Source organism: Mycoplasma sp. 125 (genome assembly GCF_051549845.1).
GTDB lineage: Bacteria > Bacillota_I > Bacilli_A > Mycoplasmatales > Metamycoplasmataceae > Metamycoplasma.
In genome coordinates, this window is sequence record NZ_CP196079.1 from 292,769 (window position 1) to 313,521 (window position 20,753).

Sequence of the window (20,753 nt, forward strand, 5' to 3'; positions counted from 1 at the left end):
ATTTTTTCTTAAAGTCGATGATTTTTAAAATTTCGCACTTATATTTGAATTCAGGAGGAAGAAAAAAATGACAATTTATTTATACGGAAAAATTGTACACACAAATACAAATTATTTTATTTTAGACCACAATGGCAGAGGTGAACTTATTTATGCGCCACAAATGAGTAGATTTAAAGCAGGGGAGGTGAGAAAAATATTTATATCTGAAATAAACAATGAATATTCTAGGGTGACATATGGATTTGACAATTTTAAAGAAATGGTAGTTTTTGAGGATTTAATTTCATTGCAAGGATTAGGTCCCAAAACTGCTATTTCAATATTAAATTCAGGTTGAGAAAATATTATTAATTATATTGCAAACTCTAATAAAGAAGAGTTAATAAAGGTACCTTATGTATCGCCAAAGATTGCTAATGCAATTTTATTAACCTTAAAGGATAAATATATTAAATTTATTTCAAAGATGAGTGATGAAGAAATGCAAAAATTCAATAAAGTTTCAAAAAACAACACAGTTTTAAAAGAATTTGAAGAAACAATGAAAATGTTAGGATTCAAAAATAATCAGATCAGACTTGCTCTTGATAATATGGAATTAACGAGCAATATTGAAGAATCTGTTGAAAATGCAATTAAAATAATTAGTCAAAAACAAAATGAAGCAAGAATTTAGAATAAAAAGTTTTGATAATTTTATTGGGCAAAATAAGATTACATCTACTTTAAAAGTGATGATAAACTCAGCACTAAAACAAAAAAGACCTATTGACCATTTATTATTTTACGGGCCACCAGGATTAGGTAAAACTACCTTAGCTCAAATAATTGCTAATGAGACTAAAAGTAACATCATTTATGTGCAAGGGCCCCTGATTCAAAAGAAAAGTGATATATTAACTTTGTTTTCTTCGTTGCGTGAAAATGATATTCTGTTTATTGATGAAATTCATGGTATAAATAAGAATATTGAGGAATTATTATACTCTGCCATTGAAGATTATGTTATTGATTTGCCTGTTGGTGTTGAAGGTGATATGAAAATAATGAGATTAAATTTAAATAAGTTCTCATTAATAGGAGCTACTACAAAATTTAATTTAGTATCAAATCCACTAAAAGATAGATTTGGATATATCGGAAAATTATTGCCTTATAGTAACGAAGAAATTAAAGAGATAATCAGTAATTCAGCCAATAGAAATAACATTATAATCGCACCAGATGCAATTGAGGAAATAGCAAGAAACTGTCGATCTACTCCAAGGATTGCTAACAACTTATTAAAAAGAGTTTATGACTTTGCATTATTTCGAAACTTAAATCAAATAGAAGCAAGTTTGGTAAAGGAATCATTTGAGTATCTAGATATATATCCCGGGGGATTAAATATTTTTCAGGTTGAATATTTGAGCATTTTAAAAAATGTATTTAAAAATAAAAGTGCTTCTTTAGATACTATAAGTTCAATTTTAAAAGATGATAAGGTAACAATAATTAATGATTTAGAGCCTATTCTTTTAGTAAAAAAGTTCGTTGAAAAAACTGTTAGGGGTCGAAGAATAACCAGCGACGGAATTGAATATCTAAAATCAATTAATAAATAACTAATAAGTTTTTATGTTTTTTATATTTAAAACTTTATAACTATTAAAATATATTCAAAATATAACAATTATTATATAATTGTACCTATGAATAAAAAAAATAAAATTAGCCCTGCAATAAAATGAGTTTTTAGTATTTTTATATTTATTGGGATGTTGTTAGCATTTATTTTTGGTTCTATTTTTTATTTAACACCAACATTGAATAAATTTAATCGTACTAATAATGAAATTATCGGAACTAAAACAGTTTTAAAAATTCAAAAAAATAGCAACCAAACAAGTTCTAAAAACGAATTACAACCAAATAAAATTGCAGATATTGTAAAGCAGTACCTTCAAGAAAAAGGTGATAAATTAACTTCTAACTATGATGTTAATTTATTGTCTAATAATCTTATTGAAGTAAAAGATTTGTCAGCAACTGATGATAAATCCCAAAAACAGCTTTTAGACTCATTAATTAAAAAACCTAATTTAACAATTACCGATCATAATGGTAATCCATTATTTTATAAAGGTAGATATCAAGGTAATGAAAGTTCATTCCATGGGTTGAAAGAGCTCATTGATGAAGGGTCTCAAAATTTTAACATGGATTTAGATCCAAATCCCGCAAGTGATAAAATACCTGAGGGTTATGCAGATAGAATTCAAATTAAATTGAATAGTTATGCATGAGATCAATTTACACACCTTGCATATGATTATTTTATAAGAGGTTTTCAACAACAAGGACAAGGTCAAGATGACCCTAGCTCAAAAGTATACTTTTGGTTAAATTTGGATGAATTCATTCAAAATGCCATTCAAAATGATAGAGAAAATTGAGATAGAGCAAAAAATAATCCTGTTAATTATGCATATGCCAATAATAAAGCAGGTGATGATGTTACACGCGATAAGGACGGAAAAGTATTAAAGACATTAAAACCAAGCTTAAAATATTCAATTAATGCCCAAAGATATTTAATTTCTGCAATATCTCCTATCTCGTTGATTTCATCAAAAAAACGTGATTCAATATTTTACTTAATTAATAACATTTCTAATGGTTATTCAAATAAACAATTAACTTCTTTAATTAATTTCTCATATACACCATTTAAATTAGAAAAACAAACTGCTTATTTTATTACTAAATCATATAGACAATTTGATTCATATATCATTGCTATAGTTGTTATGTGAGCCGTTATGTCACTATTTTTATTAATAAAGTACAGACTACTTGGTGTAACTGCTAGTGTTACGTTGGCATTCTTGATATTTGTATTTTTATCAATCATAACTGCTTTTGGTGTAGTTATAAATTCAATAATTGGACTAACAGCAATTATGTTACTATTTATTGCATTTAGTTTATTAATTAGAAAATTGCACATCTTTGCAAAGGAAATTAAGGAAGGTTCGAATACTAACAAAGCTATAAATAAGGCGACAAAAAGGTCATTGATATCTGGACTTGATGTAGTAGCTGTTATAGGCATTGGGGCCATTTTGGCTTTCTATTTAAATATTAATCATTCTTCAACTATTGGTGCGTTAATGGGCATTGGCGCTTTGTTAATTTCTTTTATTGTTATTGGTTTAAATACCATATTGTTTAGACTTATAATTCAAACCGAATCGTTTGATAATAAGAAGTATTTGCTTTTAAGTGCAAATAAAAAAATACATAAATTTACTTTAAAGATTAATAATTTCTTTAAAGCAAGACTACTTATTATTCCTATTATCGCTATTCTTATGGTGTCAATATTAATATTTGGTTCCTTTTCTGGAATACAAAAGTCAGCATTATTAGGTTTTAATGTTGATTCTAATTTAAAATTTAAGTTTATTTATAGTGTTGGTTTAAATTTCAAAAATGGCGTTGATATTAGTGGACAAACTACTATATTAAATGAATTGCAAAATTTTATTATTTCTCATAATGAAGGTGTTTTAATCGAGAAAGTAAAAGCAAGTGAAAACGGATTAAATTCGCTATTAATTTATTCAAATATGGATATGAGCAATTTAATAAACAACGAATTGCTAAAGTTATTTAATTCAAAGAATTATGCAGATGTTACTTTAGTAACTAGCTCTAATGCTTTAGGAAATAACAGCATCGGGTATTCAACTGCCTGAATCTCTCTATTAATGCTATTAACCAATATTTGCATATTCATATATATCACAGTTAGATATTCAATGCAATCAGCAGTTATTTTTATAGTAAAACAAATTCTTTTGATTGGTTTAGTGTTAGGGATATTCATTATCTTTAGAACTAAAATTGATAATTTTGTGTTTGACGGTTTATTATTTGTTTCGTTTATCAATATTGTTGATTCGGTAATCAATTCATCAATCATAAAAGATGAAATTTTAAAAGATACTAATACCAAGAACTTTATTTATAATCCAACCCAGGTTCATAATATTATCAAAATATTAATAAGTGATACCTTTACTATTCAAACATTTAATGTTATTTTGGGATTTGTATTATTATCATCAGCTCCATTCTTGCTTGTGAGTGTATCGTTTAATGCAATATTTTCACTTCAATTAGCATTGTTATTTACTTGATATTTAAACATGTTTATTATTCCAAGACTATTAGAACATTTAATTAATTTAAGATATAAAAATAAACACAAAAGAATTGAAAATGATTTTTGAAAAACAGAAAAAATCCAAGAGCAAACCTTTATTGGTATTAATGATTTTTCGATGTAATTTAGTGAGGAATATATGTTCAAAAGATTAAAAGGCACACAGGATATTTATAATAAAGAGGCTAAAATACTAAATTTTATTCGTAAGACTTTTGAGGGAATAAGCAAAAAATATAATTTCCAATTTATTGAAACACCAATCATTGAAGACTATAATCTTTTTATAAGAGCAGCTGGTGAAACTAGTGATATTGTAACAAAAGAAATGTATGTTTTTCGCGATAACGGCAATAGAACTATTAGCTTAAGGCCTGAAGGCACAGCATCAGTTATTAGAGCATATATCGAAAATAAGATAAATAATTTTACAAAGGCAAAATTATTTTACTTTGGTCCTATGTTTAGATATGAGCGACCACAGAAGGGTAGATATAGACAATTTATTCAAGGTGGAATTGAATTAATCGAAAAAAAATCAGTTCTCTCTAATTTTGAGGCAATTAAATTTGCTAATGATTTCTTAAATGATTTAAAAATAAATGATTCTATTTTAGAAATTAATAATCTTGGTAGCATTGAAAGCAGAAATAAATATATTGCATACTTAAAGGATTACTTTTTAAAATACAGAGATCAACTAAGTGAAATTTCAAAAATTAGATTAGAAAAAAATCCCCTTAGAATTCTTGATGATAAAGAGGAAAATAAAAAAGAATTTGTAATGAATGCTCCTAAATTACTTGATTTCTTAAGTTATAATGAAAAGCAGGAATTTAATGAGTTGTTAATTTTGCTAGATAAATTTAATATTAGATACAAGGTTAATCCATATTTAGTGCGAGGATTGGACTATTATACAGATATTGTCTTTGAATTTGTTTCAGACTCGAAGGCTCTTGGTTCGAAATCAACAATTCTTGCTGGTGGCAGATATGATGGAATGGTTGAATCTTTCGGCGGCCCCATGATCGGATCGATCGGGTTTGCTTTCGGCGTTGATAGAATATCTAACATAATTGCTTATAACATTGACAAATACGAAGAGATAAAAGAAGATTTAGATATTCTTATAGGTTATATAAATGATCACGAAAAAGATGAAATATTAAAAATCGCTTATGATTTAAGAAAAGAGTACAACATTGAATTCATTAATGAAAAATGCTCAGTTAAACAACTTTTTAAATTAAATTATCAATTAAAACCTAGAATGCTCATATTTAAGGAATTAAATTCAAAACATCAAGAAATAAAAATAAAAATTAAAGATATTGAAATTATTCATAAATACCATGACATCAAACAATTTCAAGAGATAATAAAGGATGTAATATAAAATGAAAAAAATATATTGTGCAGATTTAGATATAAATAATATAGGTAATAGTGTGGAACTGTTTGGTTGAGTGGCAACTAAGAGAAAATTTAAGAATCAAATGTTTGTTGATTTGAGAGATTCTAGCGGTATCATTCAATTGGTGTTTGTTAATATTTCTGACCCACTTTTAACCAAGGAAAGTTGCATTAAGGTTAATGGTATCGTTAAGAAGCGCCTTGATGCTAATGCAAACTTAAAAACAGGTGAAATTGAAGTTTTAGTTAATGAATATCAAATTCTTAATTCATCTAAACAAATCCCTTTTGATATTGAAGATGATAAGAATAATTCTGCAAATGAGGATTTACGTCTAGAATATAGATTTTTGGATATTCGAAATAAAAAAGTATTGAACAATCTTAAAATTAGACATAAATTATCGCTTTATATTAGAAATTTTTTCGATAAGAAAGGTTTTATTGAGGTTGAAACACCTATTTTAGCTAAATCAACTCCAGAAGGCGCAAGAGATTACCTGGTGCCAACAAGAAAAAAAGGAAGGTTTTTTGCACTACCTCAATCACCCCAATTATTTAAACAATTATTGATGGCTGGAGGTGTTGAAAAATATTTTCAACTAGCAAGAGTTTTTAGAGACGAGGATTTAAGAAAGGATAGACAACCAGAATTTACTCAATTAGATATTGAAATGTCTTTTGGCTCGGAGGAAGAAATCTTTGCATTATGTGAGGAAATGTGAGCAGAAGTTCTGGGAAAATTAGGCTATAATATTGAAACAAAATTTCCACGAATGGATTTTGAATACTCAATGAAACATTATGGAAACGATAAACCCGACACAAGATATCCATATTTAATTCAAGATTATTCAGAGGAATTGAGTGATAAATTCGGAATGAAATATGTAAAGGGCATAATATTTGACCGGGATGTTAATGAGCATATTGATATAATTAATGAAATTTTTTATAAGAATGGTGGTGAGTTTTTTGAAACGTTAGATTTAACTTGTCCATCATGTGAAGTTAGCAAACACCTTGCAACAAAAAAAGAGTCAACTCATTTATCAAACCCGATCGCTTTAATATCGGCCGGTAACGATGAAGAAAATGTTTTAAAAGCATTGGGTGCAATAAGAACACTATTGAATGAGCTATATAAGTTAGCAGATCCTAATAAATTAAACTTTTTGTGAATAGTTAATTGGCCAATGTTTGAATTTGATAAGGAAACTAATTCTTATGCTCCTGCACATCATCCGTTTACTCAATTTGATGAATCTACTGTTCATTATCTGAAAAATGATGAGTTTAATAAGGTTAGAGCTAAATCATATGATTTAGTTTTAAACGGTTTTGAGCTAGGTTCTGGATCGATTAGAATTCATGATCTCAATATTCAAAAAATGATTTTTGATATTTTAAAAATATCAAGAAAAGAACAACAATCAAGATTTGGCTTCTTCTTAAAATCATTTGAATACGGCCTACCACCGCATTGTGGCATTGCATTTGGTATTGAAAGAGTTTTAATGATTTTAACTAAATCATTATCCATAAGGGATGTTATTGCTTTTCCAAAAAACGCAAAAGGTGTAGATTTGCTTACTTCAGCGCCATCAGAATTAACAAAAGATCAACTTGCTGAGTATGGGATAGAAATTAAAAGTTAGGAGAAAATAATATTATGGTATGAGCATTAGTTGTAATTCTTTTAATAATATCCTTAGGTATTATAGGAATATCGTTTATGATGGCCCCAGATTCTAATAGTTTTAGCGGTGCACTTGTTGGTAGCAATGATCTTGACCTATTTAAAATTTCAAAAGAACGCGGAATTAAAAAAGTTCTTAAATGGTCGATGATTTCCTTAGGCATTTTAATGTTTATATTTGCAATTATTTTGCGCGTTGTTTGACAGCAAGGTTAAAACTTACATATAATGAACAATAAATTTTTTAAAAATGTTAAAAAATTAGACTCAGTTGAGATATTAAAATTCATTCAATCTCATCCACAAGGTTTAAGTTTTTTGGAAATTGTAAAGAAATTAAACATACATCCATCATTAAATACTGATTTATCATTAATACTTAAAAAATTGGAAGAAAACGAAAAAATCGAATACAAGAGGGATGGTTCCTATATTCCTATTTTTTATCTTACAATGGTCGAAGATATTGTTGCAATAACTAATAAAAGATTAGGTTTTATTGATTTTATTGATGCTAATGATGAATTAAAGAAAAAATCTGCAATTTTATTTCCATTTGAAACAAGAAATCTACTTGATGGTGATTTAATAGAGGCCAAAATTTTCTATTATTATAACGATAAAAATGAATTGTTATATAAGGCAAAAATTACAAAACTACTAAAACATAAAAAAAATATTTTGATAGGAAATTTCTTAAGATCGCATAATGGGAAGATTTATTTCGAAGCATCAAATGATCGAGATAAAGGAAAGTTTGAGATTTTTAATTTAATGAATATACCTAAAAATATAAATAGAGATGATGTTGCTGAGGTTTTTGTTTTAGAACCAAATGAAAAAAATATTGCTATTAAGTTTAATAGAATTATTACAAATATTAATTCTTTTGAATTTCCATTTGCTAAAATTCTCGCAGAAAATGAAGTTAGCCAGAAATTCAATGATAGTGTTCTTCTAGAAGCTTCCAATATGCCTACATCTGTTAGTGATCATGAAATTAAACAACGAAAAGATTTACGCAGTTTATTAACTGTTACTATTGATGGTCTAGATACAAAGGATTTTGATGATGCGATATCATGTTTTGTGTTACCTAATGGTAATACAAAACTTTATATTCATATTGCGGATGTTTCTTATTATGTAAAAGAAGGAAGCAAAATTGATAGTGAGGCATTGCTTCGGGGTACATCAATTTATTTGCCAGGTGAGGTTATACCTATGTTACCTTATGAATTATCTAATGGAATTTGTTCATTAAACCCTAATGTCGATAGATGTACTATTACACTTGAGTTAGAAATAGATAAAGAAGGTAATAATGTTAAAAAAGATATTTATGAAAGTGTAATTAATTCTAATTATCGCCTAACTTATAATGAAGTGAATGATTATTTTAATAAAAAGATAAATGTATCATTAGAATTAAAAAAATTAATGGATGATTCGCAAAGAATATCAAAAATTATTCGACAATATAAGATCAAAGAAGGTTATGTTAATTTTGAAATTAAGGAACCAAAGTTAATTATAGAAAATAATAAAGTAGTAGACATCAAAATAAGAGAGGATGGCGAAAGTGAAAATATGATTGAAGATTTTATGGTTAGAGCAAATGAAACAATAGCGGAAATGATGTTTGAAAACCATATTCCTTCAATATATCGTGTTCATGATAAACCATCTGATGATAAGCTTTTTGAGCTTCAAGAGCTTATTAAATTTGCACATTTAAATAATATATTGGTACCTTTTGATGGAAACCCCTTAAGTTTTTCAAAAATGGTAAATAAATTAAAAGAAAAGGGATTGGATGATTATATAAAAAATGCTTTTCTTAGAACAATGCAAAAAGCAGTATATTCATCTAAAAATATCGGTCATTTTGGTCTTGCTTCTAAATATTATTCACATTTTACCTCACCAATAAGAAGATATCCTGATCTATTATTGCATCGTTTAATTAAGAAATATTTGTTTGCTCGTAAAAAAATTAGCGATGAACAGTTTTCGGAGGAATCTAGTAAAATTGAGCAAATTGCGCTTATGAATTCTGAAAGTGAAAGAACGGCAATGACTGTTGAAAGAGACATTGTTGATATTAGAAAAGCTGAATATTTTGAATCACTAATCAATAAGACATTTGTTTCTACGGCCGTTTCTATTGAAAAATTTGGAGTATTTTTTAATATTAACGAATATCAAACAAGTGTTTTAATAAGATTTGAAGATTTGGATGATAATGTTATAAAAATTTCCAATTATGAAGCTAAAGGCGACCGCCTTTTATTCAAGGTTGGCCATAATTATAAAATAAAAATTATTGGGATTGAAAGAGAAAAGGGAAATATTAATGCGTCTTTGTGTTAATATTTCTTTTTTTGATCTTATAATATTATTTATGCCAAAGTTAATTATAAAAAATAAATTTGCTAAATTTGATTATGAGATTCATAGTACTTATGAAGCAGGAATTTCATTACTTGGTTGAGAGGTAAAAAGTTTGAGGGCACAAAATGCAAAAATGGATAATGCTTTTTGCTCTATTAGCAACAAAAATGAAGTTTGGATTAATAACTTGTATATTTCTCAATATATGCTAGTTAAGGGCGAATTGGATAGATCAAGAAAATTATTGATGCATAAAAAAGAAATTTTGAGAATAAGTAATTTAATTGATAGATTAGGCTTAATAATGGTTCCCCTTTCGATTTATTGAGTGAACAATTATATAAAAGTTGAAATTGCTTTGGCTAAAAGATTAAAAAAATACGATAAACGTGAAAAAATTAAACAAGAAGAGCTAAAAAGAAACCTTAGAAAAATATATTAACGGGGATGTAATGGCTTCGACAAATATTTACGTATTTCAATTGCAGTGGTCTTGTAAACCATAATACTTCTAGGCTTTTTTAAATGCAAACTTAGAAAACAAAAAAGAAAAAGACTACTTCATGACAAACGTTATGAATCGTCAATTAAATCCAGTATTTGCTTAATTAAAATCTGGTCAAAATCTTATAATGTGGCCCGCATTTAAGAATTTTGTTGTGTTGGGCTTGATTCAGTACTGTTTCAGTTAAGGGCTGAATGACTCAAATAAACTGACACCCTTTTAATTTTTTTTCTATTTTAATTAAAACTGGTTTAGCATAAAAATAGAATAAACTGTAGATATTGAAATATTACAATGTATGGACCGGGGTTCAATTCCCCGCATCTCCACCAAATGTAAATACACTAGCATGATGCCTTGGCATCATGTTTTTTTGTTTATGTTAAGAATCAATTATAAAAATAATTAGATAAAAATTATAGTAAAAATTTTTATTAGACAAATAGCAATATTAATAACTAAATAAGAGGAATCACCGATATACCAACGTCAAGTAAAATGATAGATGCAGAAAGCTAAAGAGTCGCCATTATTAAAAAAACTCCTTAAAATTTATTTTTTCAATTTACAAAAAACTCAAAAGATATCGAAAGAAATGGCCTTTTAAAATTTTGGGAGATAGCAAATTTTAAAATATTTAAGATATTTAGCAAATAAATAAATTTATGAAATTATTGATTTGTGGTGGCTTTATTTCAAAATAACAATTGTAATCTCGCCGAATTGTTAAGTTAAATTTTACAATTATCGTAAAAACCTATTTTATTGCTATTTTTTGATGTAAAGTTTAGAAAATAATTTAATCCGGTTTTTTGATAAAAAAATATATTAATAACAAAAAAAGTTTTTTTATTTTTTTTAAATAAAATAGCTTATTTTTAATTAAAAAATAATGTATGATTTTATAATATATAAAGTATTTTTATTGTAAATTTTAAAATAAAAGGGGAAAAATAATGGCAGTGAGATTAGTCGTAAATCATCCTGATGGATGGGCAGTAAAAAACCCAAAAGGACAAAGAGCTTTGAGAGTTTTTAAAACGCAAAAAGAAGCTATGGATTATGCAAAATCATTGAAGGATACAACATCAATTAATGTGCAAAGTAAGACTGGTGCATTTAGAAAAGTATAAAAATGTACAATATTTTAGATGGTAAAAAAACTAAGGAAGAAATACAAACTAAAATAAAAAAGCAATTTGAAAACATGGCAGAAGATAAAATGCCAATTTTAGGTATATTACAGGTTGGTGATCTTGAGGAATCTAATATATATATAAAGCATAAATTAAATATTGCTCATTTCCTTGGGTTTAAAACAAAATTAATAAAATTAAATAGAAACGTATCAGAAGAAGAAATAAAGCATAGTATTGATATTCTGAACAAAGAAACAACCGGTTTTTTAGTTCAGCTTCCTTTGCAAACGGATAAAGTCAAAAATCTACAAGATTTACTTAATTGCATTAATATAACTAAGGACATTGATGGTTTGACACAATGGAACCAAGAAGCAAATTTTCTAACTAATTTTAATTCATTTCTCCCTGCTACAGCTCTTGGTGTTGTTATATTATTAAAAAAATACCAAATTAATTTTAATAATATGAATATTGCCGTTGTCGGTCAAAGCAAGATAGTTGGAAAGCCGCTTGCTGATTATTTTGAGCAAAATGGGTCTCATGTAAGAAGATATGATATTAATACTCCGAAGGACGATTTATTATTGAATGATTTAGTTGTTGTAGCAACTGGCTGCCGTGGCTGCCTGGACGGAATAAAATTAAAGGATAATGTTGTCCTTATTGATGTAGGAATACATCGAATAAATGGTTTAATTGTCGGTGATATTGATATTTCTAAGATAAATAACAAAATATCATATTTAACTCCAGTACCTGGCGGTGTTGGACCCATGACTATCATTGCCTTAATGCTTAATTTGGTTAAGGCATATGATATGCAAAACGATTCAAATTTTTTATCAAAAATATTGATAGATTTATAATTAACTTTATATGTTTTTTAATATAATTATTAACTGTTTTTTTATAAAAAAATAGCATATTACACAAATTGCTATTTTTTATTTTTTTACTATTTTTTGATTACAACATTTAGTAAAATAATTTAAATATTTTTAGTTTTCTTATTTAGGGGGTCTTTATGATAATAGGAATAAGTGGAATGATTGCTGCGGGAAAAAGTTCGCTTTCTTCCAAATTAGCTAATCATTATAAAAATTCTTTACTACTGAATGAATTTGAAGAAAATGATGAGGTATTCAATACTTTTTTAAAGTGATTATATGAGAAGAAACAAAATTTAACTATTAGTTTTCAAAGTTTTATTATTGAAAACCATTCAGCAAAATTTATGGAAATTTATAATAAATTGCAAGATAAACCCGATATAGATCGGCATTTGTTTTTGGATAGATTTTCTATTGAACATTATATTTTTGCTAAGTTAATTCTTAGTAAAAAGGAACCTAAATATTTTGATGGCTTCAAAGCCTTATTTTCTAAGTTAATTACAAAAAGCGAATTACCGGACTTAGTAATATTTCTTGATATAAGTTTTGATACTTTTAAGAAAAGAATTTTTGAGCGAGGGAGAGCTATTGAAATAGATAATTGAGATCTTAATTACGATTATTTCAAGAACTTGCATGAAAATTATTATAAAATTTTTAGAGAACTTGCTGATGATTTTCAACTTAATTACAAAATTATCGATACAAACAATTTATCTGAGGATGAGGTATATAAGCAAGTAGTAAAAATTATTGATGAAGAGGAAAAACAATGGCAGTTAAGACAATTGATCCACGAATAGAAAAAGTTCTTTTCAACCAAGAACAATTGGAATCAAAAATAATTGAACTAAGCAATTGAGTTAATGAAACATATAAAAATTCAAATAACTTAATTCTTGTCGGTTTATTAAAAGGATGCTTACCGTTTTATGCTCAATTGATAAAAACAATTAACATAGATTTTATTACGGATTTTATGATAACTAGTTCATATGATGGGAAAGACAAACCATCAGGAAATGTTAAGATAATTCTTGATCTTGTTAATAATATCGAGGGTCGTGATGTGTTAATAGTTGAAGATATTGTCGATACAGCAAAAACTATGACTAAGGTTGTGTCAATTTTGAAATCTAGAAATCCTAAGAGTCTTAAGGTCCTTACTTTATTAAATAAACCTAGTGGTAGAATTGTGGAATTTGAGCCTGATAATTATGGTTTCATTATTCAAAAAGAAGACTTTGTTGTTGGTTTTGGTTTTGATTGAGAAGAAAAAATGAGACAGCTTCCTTATATAGGCACAATTAAAAAAAGCATTATTTAATTGTGATTAAATAAAGGAAAAAAACAAACAAAAATGAGCCTTCTTCAATATATGAGGTTTCAGCATTAAAACATTGATTTTTTACAGTTTTTTATTCCGTTGAGGAATTATTTTATAACTTGTTTTTACATTAGGAATTGCTATACCATGAGTTTATTGTGCAAGACAAAAATTTATTGCAAACCACACCATTATAGGTGCTAGAAGATTGAAATTTGATGGAACAGGTGGACAAATTATTTGGTTCATTTATTAAATAATGACTATTAGGTATTGTAACATTTGGTTTTTATACTTTCTTTATCTGCCACAAAGAGTTGTTGCTTGATACACAAAGCATACACTTATTGCCGAATAATTAAAAGAAATTATAAAATGCAAGAATTTAATCTTGCATTTTTATTTTTGCGTTTATCTATTTTTCAGCCTTGTCAGCCTTAGTTGTTGATTCTTTATCATTGTCCTTAGGTTTTGATTGTACCATTTTAACAATAGCTTGTTCAACATTCTTTTCATATTGTTTTATATTTTCTTCTAATTTTCTATATTTTTCATAATTTTCAGAATCGCTAAATTTAACTAGTAAAGTAAAAATTTTATGTGGTAGTTCATTTTGTTCCAATGATTTCTTTGATACAAAGGTTTTTATTTGTTCTGGTTTTAAATTATATGATTTAGCTATTTCATTAACCTTATTTTCATATTCTTCATCAGTGATTTGTAGATTTTCCTCATCTACAATTTTTCCTAAAACAAATGATTTAAAAAGATTTTTAAAGGCTTCATCTTGATATGTTTTTAGAACATCCTCTTTATTGGTTTTTGTGAATTCAAAATAATCTCTTTCGCTAATCCCTTTTTGTTTTAGTTGTTGAATAAAACTTTTATAATATTTTTCAGCTTCTTCATTAATAATTATGTTAGAAATTGTTATTGAAGAGTTCTTGATGATTTCGTTGATTGCTTCATCTGTGTAGGTTTGCGAAGCTACTTGTAAAACTGCTTTTGTTGCTTCAAATTCAACATATTCATTAAATTGTTCGATAGTGTTTACTAATGGATTTATTTTTGCTTCTTTTAAGAATTGATCATTTACCTCTGGGTAATTATTTGTTTTAACTGAATTAATTTTTACTTTAAAGACTACATCTTTTCCAGCCAATTCTTTTGCATGATATGTTTCAGGGAATTTAAGATTTATATCTTTTGATTCACCACGATTTAGATTGACCATTTGTTCTTCGAAGCCAGGAATGAATTGATTTGATCCTATTACTATGTCAAATTTTTCAGCTTCTCCGCCTTCAAATTTTTCACCATTAATGTAACCAGTAAAATCAAAATTTACACTATCACCCATTTTTATTGGTTCATTAGATTCAATGGAAACAGCGTAATTTTTTAAAATTGTTTCTTTGGTACCTTCAATCATCTTTTTATCAATGTTTGCAATGTTTAACTTAGTATTAAGTTTCTTATATTCACCTAAATTTACATTAGGAAATAGAGGGAATCTAAATACATATGTGGCACCTTGGTCAGAATAATCACTAACATCAAAACTAGGGTGATAATCATTAATAATTTTATCTTCGTCTTTAATTTGAGTAATTATATGATTTTTATAAACATCATCAAATTTATCATGAATTACTTTATTAAAAATTTTAAATGGATCAACTCTTTTTAGAGCTTCTTTTAAAGGGGCTTTACCTTTTCGAAATCCAGGAATTGTAACATCATTAGCTAATGATTTTTGGGCTTTTTCATAGGCCTTGGTTCACTCCTCGCCATTAATGGTATAATCGATAATTAATTCGGTATTTTCCTCATTGAATTTTCTTGACATTTTTTTGTTCTCCTTGAATAAAAAATATTGTTATTATTATAACATTATTTATTTAAATAATGAATATAATGATTTTTCATTATCTGATAGTGAATTTTCATCACTTTCGCCAAATAAAACCTTAGTAACGTTGATTATTTCTTCATATTCGCTAATAGTTTTATTTTTTAAAATATTAATTCAATTTTTGAATAAATATGCACTGAATACTTGTCTGGCGATTTTGCTTTTTGCTACATCATTGCTGTAAATTGTTAATATTTCTTTTTCCAGTTTAGCAATTGCCTCATTTTTTAAAAATGAACCATCTATTTTAGGATTAATTATTATATTATTAACTTTGTAATTGTAATCAACATTCTTTGTTTGCAATAAATCATATATTAGCGTTTGAAATCCTCCATTGTCAAAACCATCTCCATTAAAAAAGAATTGAAATTCAGATAGATATTCATTTATATCTCGATTTTTTAATTCATTATAGTTAAGCATAAAAATATAATCCATTTTTTTGTTTTTTAATGAATTAATTAGTGATAAAGTATCTAAATTGGTTTTTGTTTTTAAATTGTTTTTTTTAATCTGAAATAATATAGTATTTCTGAAAGCGTCAATTTCTTTTTGCATTGCATCAATAACAAATTTATTTCTCGAGTTATCTAAGAGATAAATTGCTTTGAGCGGGTCGTCATATCTTATTTCTGTTATTTTATCAATGAAATCATTAAATTCTTTTTCTATTAAATCCATAATATAAAATTTTACACTATTAACATTATTAAAATAAATAATGTTGCTTCTAAATTAATAAATAATTCTATAATTTATATATAAAAAAATTAACGTTATTAGATGACGAAAATTAATTTTATTTTTAAAGAATTTTTAAGGAGAATAGGAATGTCTAAAATTAAGAAAATATATGCATATGAAGTTTTAGATAGTAGAGGGAATCCAACAGTTAAGGTTGAGATAACCACTAAAAAAGCTTTCGCTGAAGCTCTAGTGCCATCGGGCGCATCAACTGGATCAAAGGAAGCTTTAGAACTACGTGATAAAGGAACAAAATATGAAGATAATTGATTTGGTGGAAAGGGTGTTCAAAGTGCTTGCGATCATATAAATAATGAAATAGCTAGTTTATTAATTGGGCATGATGTAAAAAATCAAGAGTTGATTGATAATATTATGATTGATGCTGATGGTACTCCAACAAAATCAAAATTTGGTGCCAATGCAATTTTAGCTGTATCTCTAGCATGCGCAAAAGCAGCTGCAATCGAAGCTAAAAAGCCATTATATGAATATCTGGCTTCTTTAAAACAAATTAGCGCAAGTTCATTTACTTTGCCGGTGCCGATGTTAAATGTTATTAACGGTGGTGAACACGCTTCAAATACCATTGATTTTCAAGAATTCATGATTATGCCGGTAGGGGCTAAATCATTTAAACACTCTCTGCAAATGGCAAATAAAGTATTTCATACATTAGCTAAATTACTTAAGAAGGCAGGACACGGAACACAAGTAGGTGATGAGGGTGGTTTTGCACCTAATTTACATACCCATGAGGAAGCACTTGATTTTCTTGTTAAAGCAATTAAGGATGCTGGTTTTAATCCCGCAACAGAAGGCGTAAATTCGATTGCAATTTGCTTGGATGCTGCATGTTCGGAACTATATGATTCAGAGACGAAGAAGTATGTATTTAAGAAATTTAAGAAGGCATTATTAGATAAAAGAGCTGGTTTTGAAAAATATGCTAAAAATAAATACGAATTTACAACTAAAGAACTTGTGAATTACTTTGGTAAATTGATTAATAAATACCCTATCATTTCAATTGAAGATTCACACCATGAAGATGATTGGGACGGTTTTATTGCAATGAATGAGAAGTATGGCGAAAAGGTTCAGTTAGTAGGGGACGACTTAATTGTAACAAATCCTCAATATATAAAGGAAGCTATTACTAAAAAAGCAATTAATGCTTCATTAATTAAGATTAACCAAATTGGTTCATTAACAGAGACAATTAAAGCAATCAAGATGTCTCAAGAAGCTAATTTAGTTCCTGTGATCTCACACCGTTCTGGCGAAACAGAAGATACATTTATTGCTGATTTATCAGTAGCATTTAGCACTGGAGAAATAAAAACTGGTTCAATGTCAAGAACTGATAGAATCGCTAAGTATAACAGATTAATAAAAATCGAAGATGAGCTAGGTAATAGAGCTAAGTTTAAAGGAAGAGAAACATTTTATAATTTAAAATAATATATCAAAATAAAATTAGACCTAATCCCCAATTGTTATGGGTTTGGTCTAATTTTATTATTTTTGTTTTAAAAAACTTGGCTTTTTGGCCAAGTTTTTTAAAACAAATTAATCGATTTTCACTTTAACAGCAGCACCCATTGAAGTAGAAACTACAATGTTTAAAACATATGTTCCCTTAACAGTTTGTGGTTTTAATCTCTTAACTGTTTGAATTATGGTTTCAGCATTTTGAGCCAACAATTCAGTAGGCATTGATTTTTTACCAACCGAGGCATGGATAATTCCACCCTTATCAGCACGGTAATTTGCTTTACCTTTTTTCAATTCTTCAACAGCTTTAACTGGATTTGTTGTAACTGTTCCTGTCTTTGGGTTTGGCATTAAACCTTTTGGACCAAGCTTTTTACCATATTTTCCTAAAACAAGCATCATTTTTGGATCGGCAACAATCACATCAAATTCATATTTATCTTGATTTAAAATTTCTGGTAGTTCTGAAGATGAATAAACGAAGTCTGCTCCAGCCTCTAATGCCGCCTTTTGCGCTGAAACTTCATCAGTAGCCACTAAAACTTTAATGCTTTTACCAGTACCATTTGGTAGCACTACAGCTCCACGTAGTTGTTGGTCTGATTTTCTTGTGTCTAAATTTAATTTAATAGCAATATCTAATGATTCGTCAAATTTTGCAAATGAAGCTTTCTTAGCTAATTCAATTGCATCTGCTAAAGGGTAAATATCTTTTTTGTTAACTAATGTTTTTAAAACTTTAGCGTTCTTTGTAACTCTCTTAGCCATTAGTTAGCACTTCCTTTTAGTCATTCTTCATAACCTTCAACTGTAATACCCATATTTTTAGCAGTTCCAGCAACCTGATGCATAGCGCCTTCTAGAGTTATTGCATTCATATCTGGCATTTTATATTCCGCTATTTCTTTTAATTGTTCCAAAGTAATTGAACCAACTTTTTCTTTGTTTGGAACTCCACTACCTTTTTTAATTTTTGAAGCTTGAATCAATTTATATGATGTTGGTGAAGTAAATAATTTAAAAATAAATGATTTATCCTTATAAACTGTAATTAATACAGGAACTGGTTCCGAACCTCTGTCTCTTGTTTGGTCGTTAAAAGCCTTAGTAAATTCAGGCATGTTAATACCAACACCTGCTAATGCAGGGCCCGGTTTGGCTTGTCCAGCTAAAAATTGTAATTTAGCTTTTTTTACTATTTCCTTTGCCATTTTTAAAAATCCTTTCGATAATTGTGGTTCAAACGAATTAATAAATTCTTCCACATTTTAGGCAATTTTACATTGCACCTAGAAATTATAGCAAATAACTTATTTTATAAAAATAAACTCGTTATATTTATCTTAAAATTTAATCAAAATAAATAATATCGTCATAATGTGGACATAATAAGAATTCTATATTAGTAATTTTTAGAAATTTTTATGCTTTTCTAACTAAATTTATAAAAAAAAGTATCCACATTCGGATACCTTTATAATAACCTTTACAAAATTACTAAGGCTTTAGTTTTGTAAAAAGTCAGCACTACTTGGCATTAATAATCTAACTAAATGATCCAGCAATTGAATTTTTAGGTTTGGATCTTTTTTATTATTGCCATCTGGTAAATTATTCATTTTTGAAAGTTTGATTAGTTCATCAATTGTTTTTATTGCTTCGTCAATTGATTTTTCATTATATGAGTTTCCCTCAAGGCCATATTTAGAAAGTTTATCATTATCTTTCTTGTAATTTTCTTTGTATTCTTCAAGCATTTTCTTAAGGTTTGAAAAACTAGATTCATTTGCTTCTATTTTTAGATTTTTAACCATAGAAACAATAGTTTTAACTTCTTCGATTTGTTTTTCTTGTTGTGTTTTTTCTTCGAATTTTAAATTTTCACCATTAGGGAAAAGTAAATCACTTGCTGTCTTTGTTAATAGCTTACTAATTTCTCCTAATAATTGAATTTTTGCTTGTGGTGGAATATTATTTATCTGTAAAAGTTTAGTTTTTTCAAGCGCATCTTTAAGTTTTTCATCTTTGTAATTAAATTCTTGAATATCAAATTTTTTCAGAAGTTCATTTAATTTTTTTTCATCTTCAAGTAATTTTTGAAATTCTTCTATTGATTTTTTATCCGAATTAACATTAAGTTTATTCAATTCAACACCTAAATTAACATTTTTGTTAAATTCTTTTTTAAGTTGAGGATCGATTTGTCCCTTGAATAAGCTTTTTGTAAAAATGTTATCAATTTCACCTAATAATTGAATAATTACATTTGGATTTTTATCTTTTTTAATGATATCGTCAAGATTAATTAATAATGAAAATGCTTTTGTTAAAACATTTTTGAAATAATAATCACTTTTACCAAGTTTTTCAAATGCCGCAGCCCCTTCTTTTTTAAGTTCATCAATAAAGTTATCTTTTGAAATATCAACCTTAGAAATTTTTTCAGCGAAAAGCATTACTGCTTGTTTGTCTTTGTTAAATTGAATTGATTCAGGTGTTTCAATTTCTGGTTTAATTGGCTTATCATTCTCTGAATCGCCTTGCATTGATTGATCAGTATCGCCTTGTTTATCTGGTGTTTTTTGTTGAGGGGTTTTTGTTTCTGGGTTTTTTGGTTTCATTGGTTCAGCTGGTTTTTCTGGTTTATCTGGTTTTTCCGGTTTAGCAGGATTTGCACATGATAGAGCTATAACTGGTGTTGCCAAAACAGGTAAAAATCCTAGAAAAAGTAATTTACTTTTTTTCATTTTTCTCCTTATATTTAATTAAGTTTAATAAAGCAAATTTTATAGTATTTTTTTTTTTTTTTTGTTTTGGCAAAATTTCATGATTGATGCTCTAATTATGACCAAAATTTTAGACAAAGCCAAGGCATTTATAAAGGCACTTTTTACTACTTAGTATTATTCTAATTTACGACCTTGATCTAATAAAAATATATTTATTGCAAAAATGTCTCTAATATAAATCAAAATTATATTATTTAATTCATTTTTATTTTC

18 protein-coding genes and 1 other RNA gene are annotated in these 20,753 nt (G+C 27.3%); 14 read left to right on the forward strand and 5 right to left on the reverse strand.

Features of this window, described 5'->3' with window-relative positions; genetic code table 4:
- The first annotated feature begins 67 nt into the window (after positions 1-67).
- The 13 genes from ruvA to hpt all read left to right on the forward strand — a co-directional run bounded on the left by ruvA (position 68) and on the right by hpt (position 13,592).
- Positions 68-679, forward strand: a complete 612-nt coding sequence (gene ruvA, locus ACSH4Z_RS01230; protein WP_438340804.1) for a Holliday junction branch migration protein RuvA — start codon at positions 68-70, stop codon at positions 677-679.
- Positions 663-1,610, forward strand: coding sequence for a Holliday junction branch migration DNA helicase RuvB (ruvB, locus tag ACSH4Z_RS01235; RefSeq protein ID WP_438340805.1), 948 nt, complete (start codon positions 663-665; stop codon positions 1,608-1,610). Before ruvA ends, ruvB begins: the two co-directional genes overlap by 17 nt.
- 87 nt (positions 1,611-1,697) lie before the next feature.
- A complete protein-coding gene (secDF, locus tag ACSH4Z_RS01240; RefSeq protein WP_438340806.1) occupies positions 1,698-4,340 on the forward strand; it encodes a protein translocase subunit SecDF in 2,643 nt (880 codons plus the stop codon).
- 15 nt (positions 4,341-4,355) lie between these two features.
- The gene (gene hisS, locus ACSH4Z_RS01245) at positions 4,356-5,615 is read left to right on the forward strand and encodes a histidine--tRNA ligase (protein ID WP_438340807.1); all 1,260 of its coding nucleotides are present in this window, start codon (positions 4,356-4,358) and stop codon (positions 5,613-5,615) included.
- Position 5,616: 1 nt separating this feature from the next.
- A complete protein-coding gene (gene aspS / locus ACSH4Z_RS01250) occupies positions 5,617-7,290 on the forward strand; it encodes an aspartate--tRNA ligase (protein WP_438340808.1) in 1,674 nt (557 codons plus the stop codon).
- Positions 7,291-7,304: 14 nt separating this feature from the next.
- Complete coding sequence (secG, locus tag ACSH4Z_RS01255; RefSeq protein ID WP_438340809.1) at positions 7,305-7,547, forward strand: preprotein translocase subunit SecG; 243 nt, start codon at positions 7,305-7,307, stop codon at positions 7,545-7,547.
- Between the two features lie 12 nt (positions 7,548-7,559).
- Positions 7,560-9,704, forward strand: coding sequence for a ribonuclease R family protein (locus ACSH4Z_RS01260; RefSeq protein ID WP_438340810.1), 2,145 nt, complete (start codon positions 7,560-7,562; stop codon positions 9,702-9,704).
- A 31-nt stretch (positions 9,705-9,735) separates the two neighbouring features.
- On the forward strand, positions 9,736-10,167 hold the full coding sequence (smpB, locus tag ACSH4Z_RS01265) for an SsrA-binding protein SmpB (protein WP_438340811.1): 432 nt from the start codon (positions 9,736-9,738) through the stop codon (positions 10,165-10,167).
- Position 10,168: 1 nt separating this feature from the next.
- Positions 10,169-10,562, forward strand: a transfer-messenger RNA (tmRNA) gene (gene ssrA / locus ACSH4Z_RS01270).
- A 624-nt stretch (positions 10,563-11,186) separates the two neighbouring features.
- Positions 11,187-11,363, forward strand: coding sequence for a DUF2188 domain-containing protein (locus ACSH4Z_RS01275; RefSeq protein ID WP_438340812.1), 177 nt, complete (start codon positions 11,187-11,189; stop codon positions 11,361-11,363).
- 2 nt (positions 11,364-11,365) lie between these two features.
- Positions 11,366-12,238, forward strand: coding sequence for a tetrahydrofolate dehydrogenase/cyclohydrolase catalytic domain-containing protein (locus ACSH4Z_RS01280; RefSeq protein WP_438340813.1), 873 nt, complete (start codon positions 11,366-11,368; stop codon positions 12,236-12,238).
- A 158-nt stretch (positions 12,239-12,396) separates the two neighbouring features.
- Positions 12,397-13,068 (forward strand): deoxynucleoside kinase, encoded by a 672-nt coding sequence (locus ACSH4Z_RS01285; protein ID WP_438340814.1) that lies wholly within the window; start codon positions 12,397-12,399, stop codon positions 13,066-13,068.
- Entirely contained in the window at positions 13,038-13,592 is a 555-nt protein-coding gene (gene hpt / locus ACSH4Z_RS01290) for a hypoxanthine phosphoribosyltransferase (RefSeq protein ID WP_438340815.1), read from the forward strand. The genes ACSH4Z_RS01285 and hpt overlap by 31 nt, the downstream gene beginning before the upstream one ends.
- A 415-nt stretch (positions 13,593-14,007) precedes the next feature.
- Here hpt and tig read toward each other — a convergent pair whose 3' ends face one another.
- Both tig and ACSH4Z_RS01300 read right to left on the reverse strand, forming a co-directional pair.
- Positions 14,008-15,441, reverse strand: coding sequence for a trigger factor (gene tig / locus ACSH4Z_RS01295; RefSeq protein ID WP_438340816.1), 1,434 nt, complete (start codon positions 15,439-15,441; stop codon positions 14,008-14,010).
- A gap of 48 nt (positions 15,442-15,489) precedes the next feature.
- Positions 15,490-16,191 carry a hypothetical protein gene (locus ACSH4Z_RS01300; RefSeq protein ID WP_438340817.1) on the reverse strand — a complete coding sequence of 234 codons (702 nt, stop codon included), beginning with the start codon at positions 16,189-16,191 and terminating at the stop codon, positions 15,490-15,492.
- Between the two features lie 150 nt (positions 16,192-16,341).
- On the opposite strand from ACSH4Z_RS01300, the gene eno reads away from it, so the two are divergent.
- On the forward strand, positions 16,342-17,718 hold the full coding sequence (gene eno / locus ACSH4Z_RS01305; protein ID WP_438340818.1) for a phosphopyruvate hydratase: 1,377 nt from the start codon (positions 16,342-16,344) through the stop codon (positions 17,716-17,718).
- Positions 17,719-17,826: 108 nt separating this feature from the next.
- Here the strand turns inward: eno and rplA are convergent, their stop codons facing one another.
- From rplA to ACSH4Z_RS01320, 3 genes are all read right to left on the reverse strand, one after another.
- Positions 17,827-18,519, reverse strand: a complete 693-nt coding sequence (gene rplA, locus ACSH4Z_RS01310; RefSeq protein WP_438340819.1) for a 50S ribosomal protein L1 — start codon at positions 18,517-18,519, stop codon at positions 17,827-17,829.
- Positions 18,519-18,962, reverse strand: coding sequence for a 50S ribosomal protein L11 (gene rplK / locus ACSH4Z_RS01315; protein ID WP_438340820.1), 444 nt, complete (start codon positions 18,960-18,962; stop codon positions 18,519-18,521). The genes rplA and rplK overlap by 1 nt, the downstream gene beginning before the upstream one ends.
- A gap of 294 nt (positions 18,963-19,256) precedes the next feature.
- Positions 19,257-20,498: a hypothetical protein gene (locus ACSH4Z_RS01320; protein WP_438340821.1), complete on the reverse strand. Its 1,242-nt coding sequence runs from the start codon at positions 20,496-20,498 to the stop codon at positions 19,257-19,259.
- Positions 20,499-20,753: the final 255 nt, after the last annotated feature.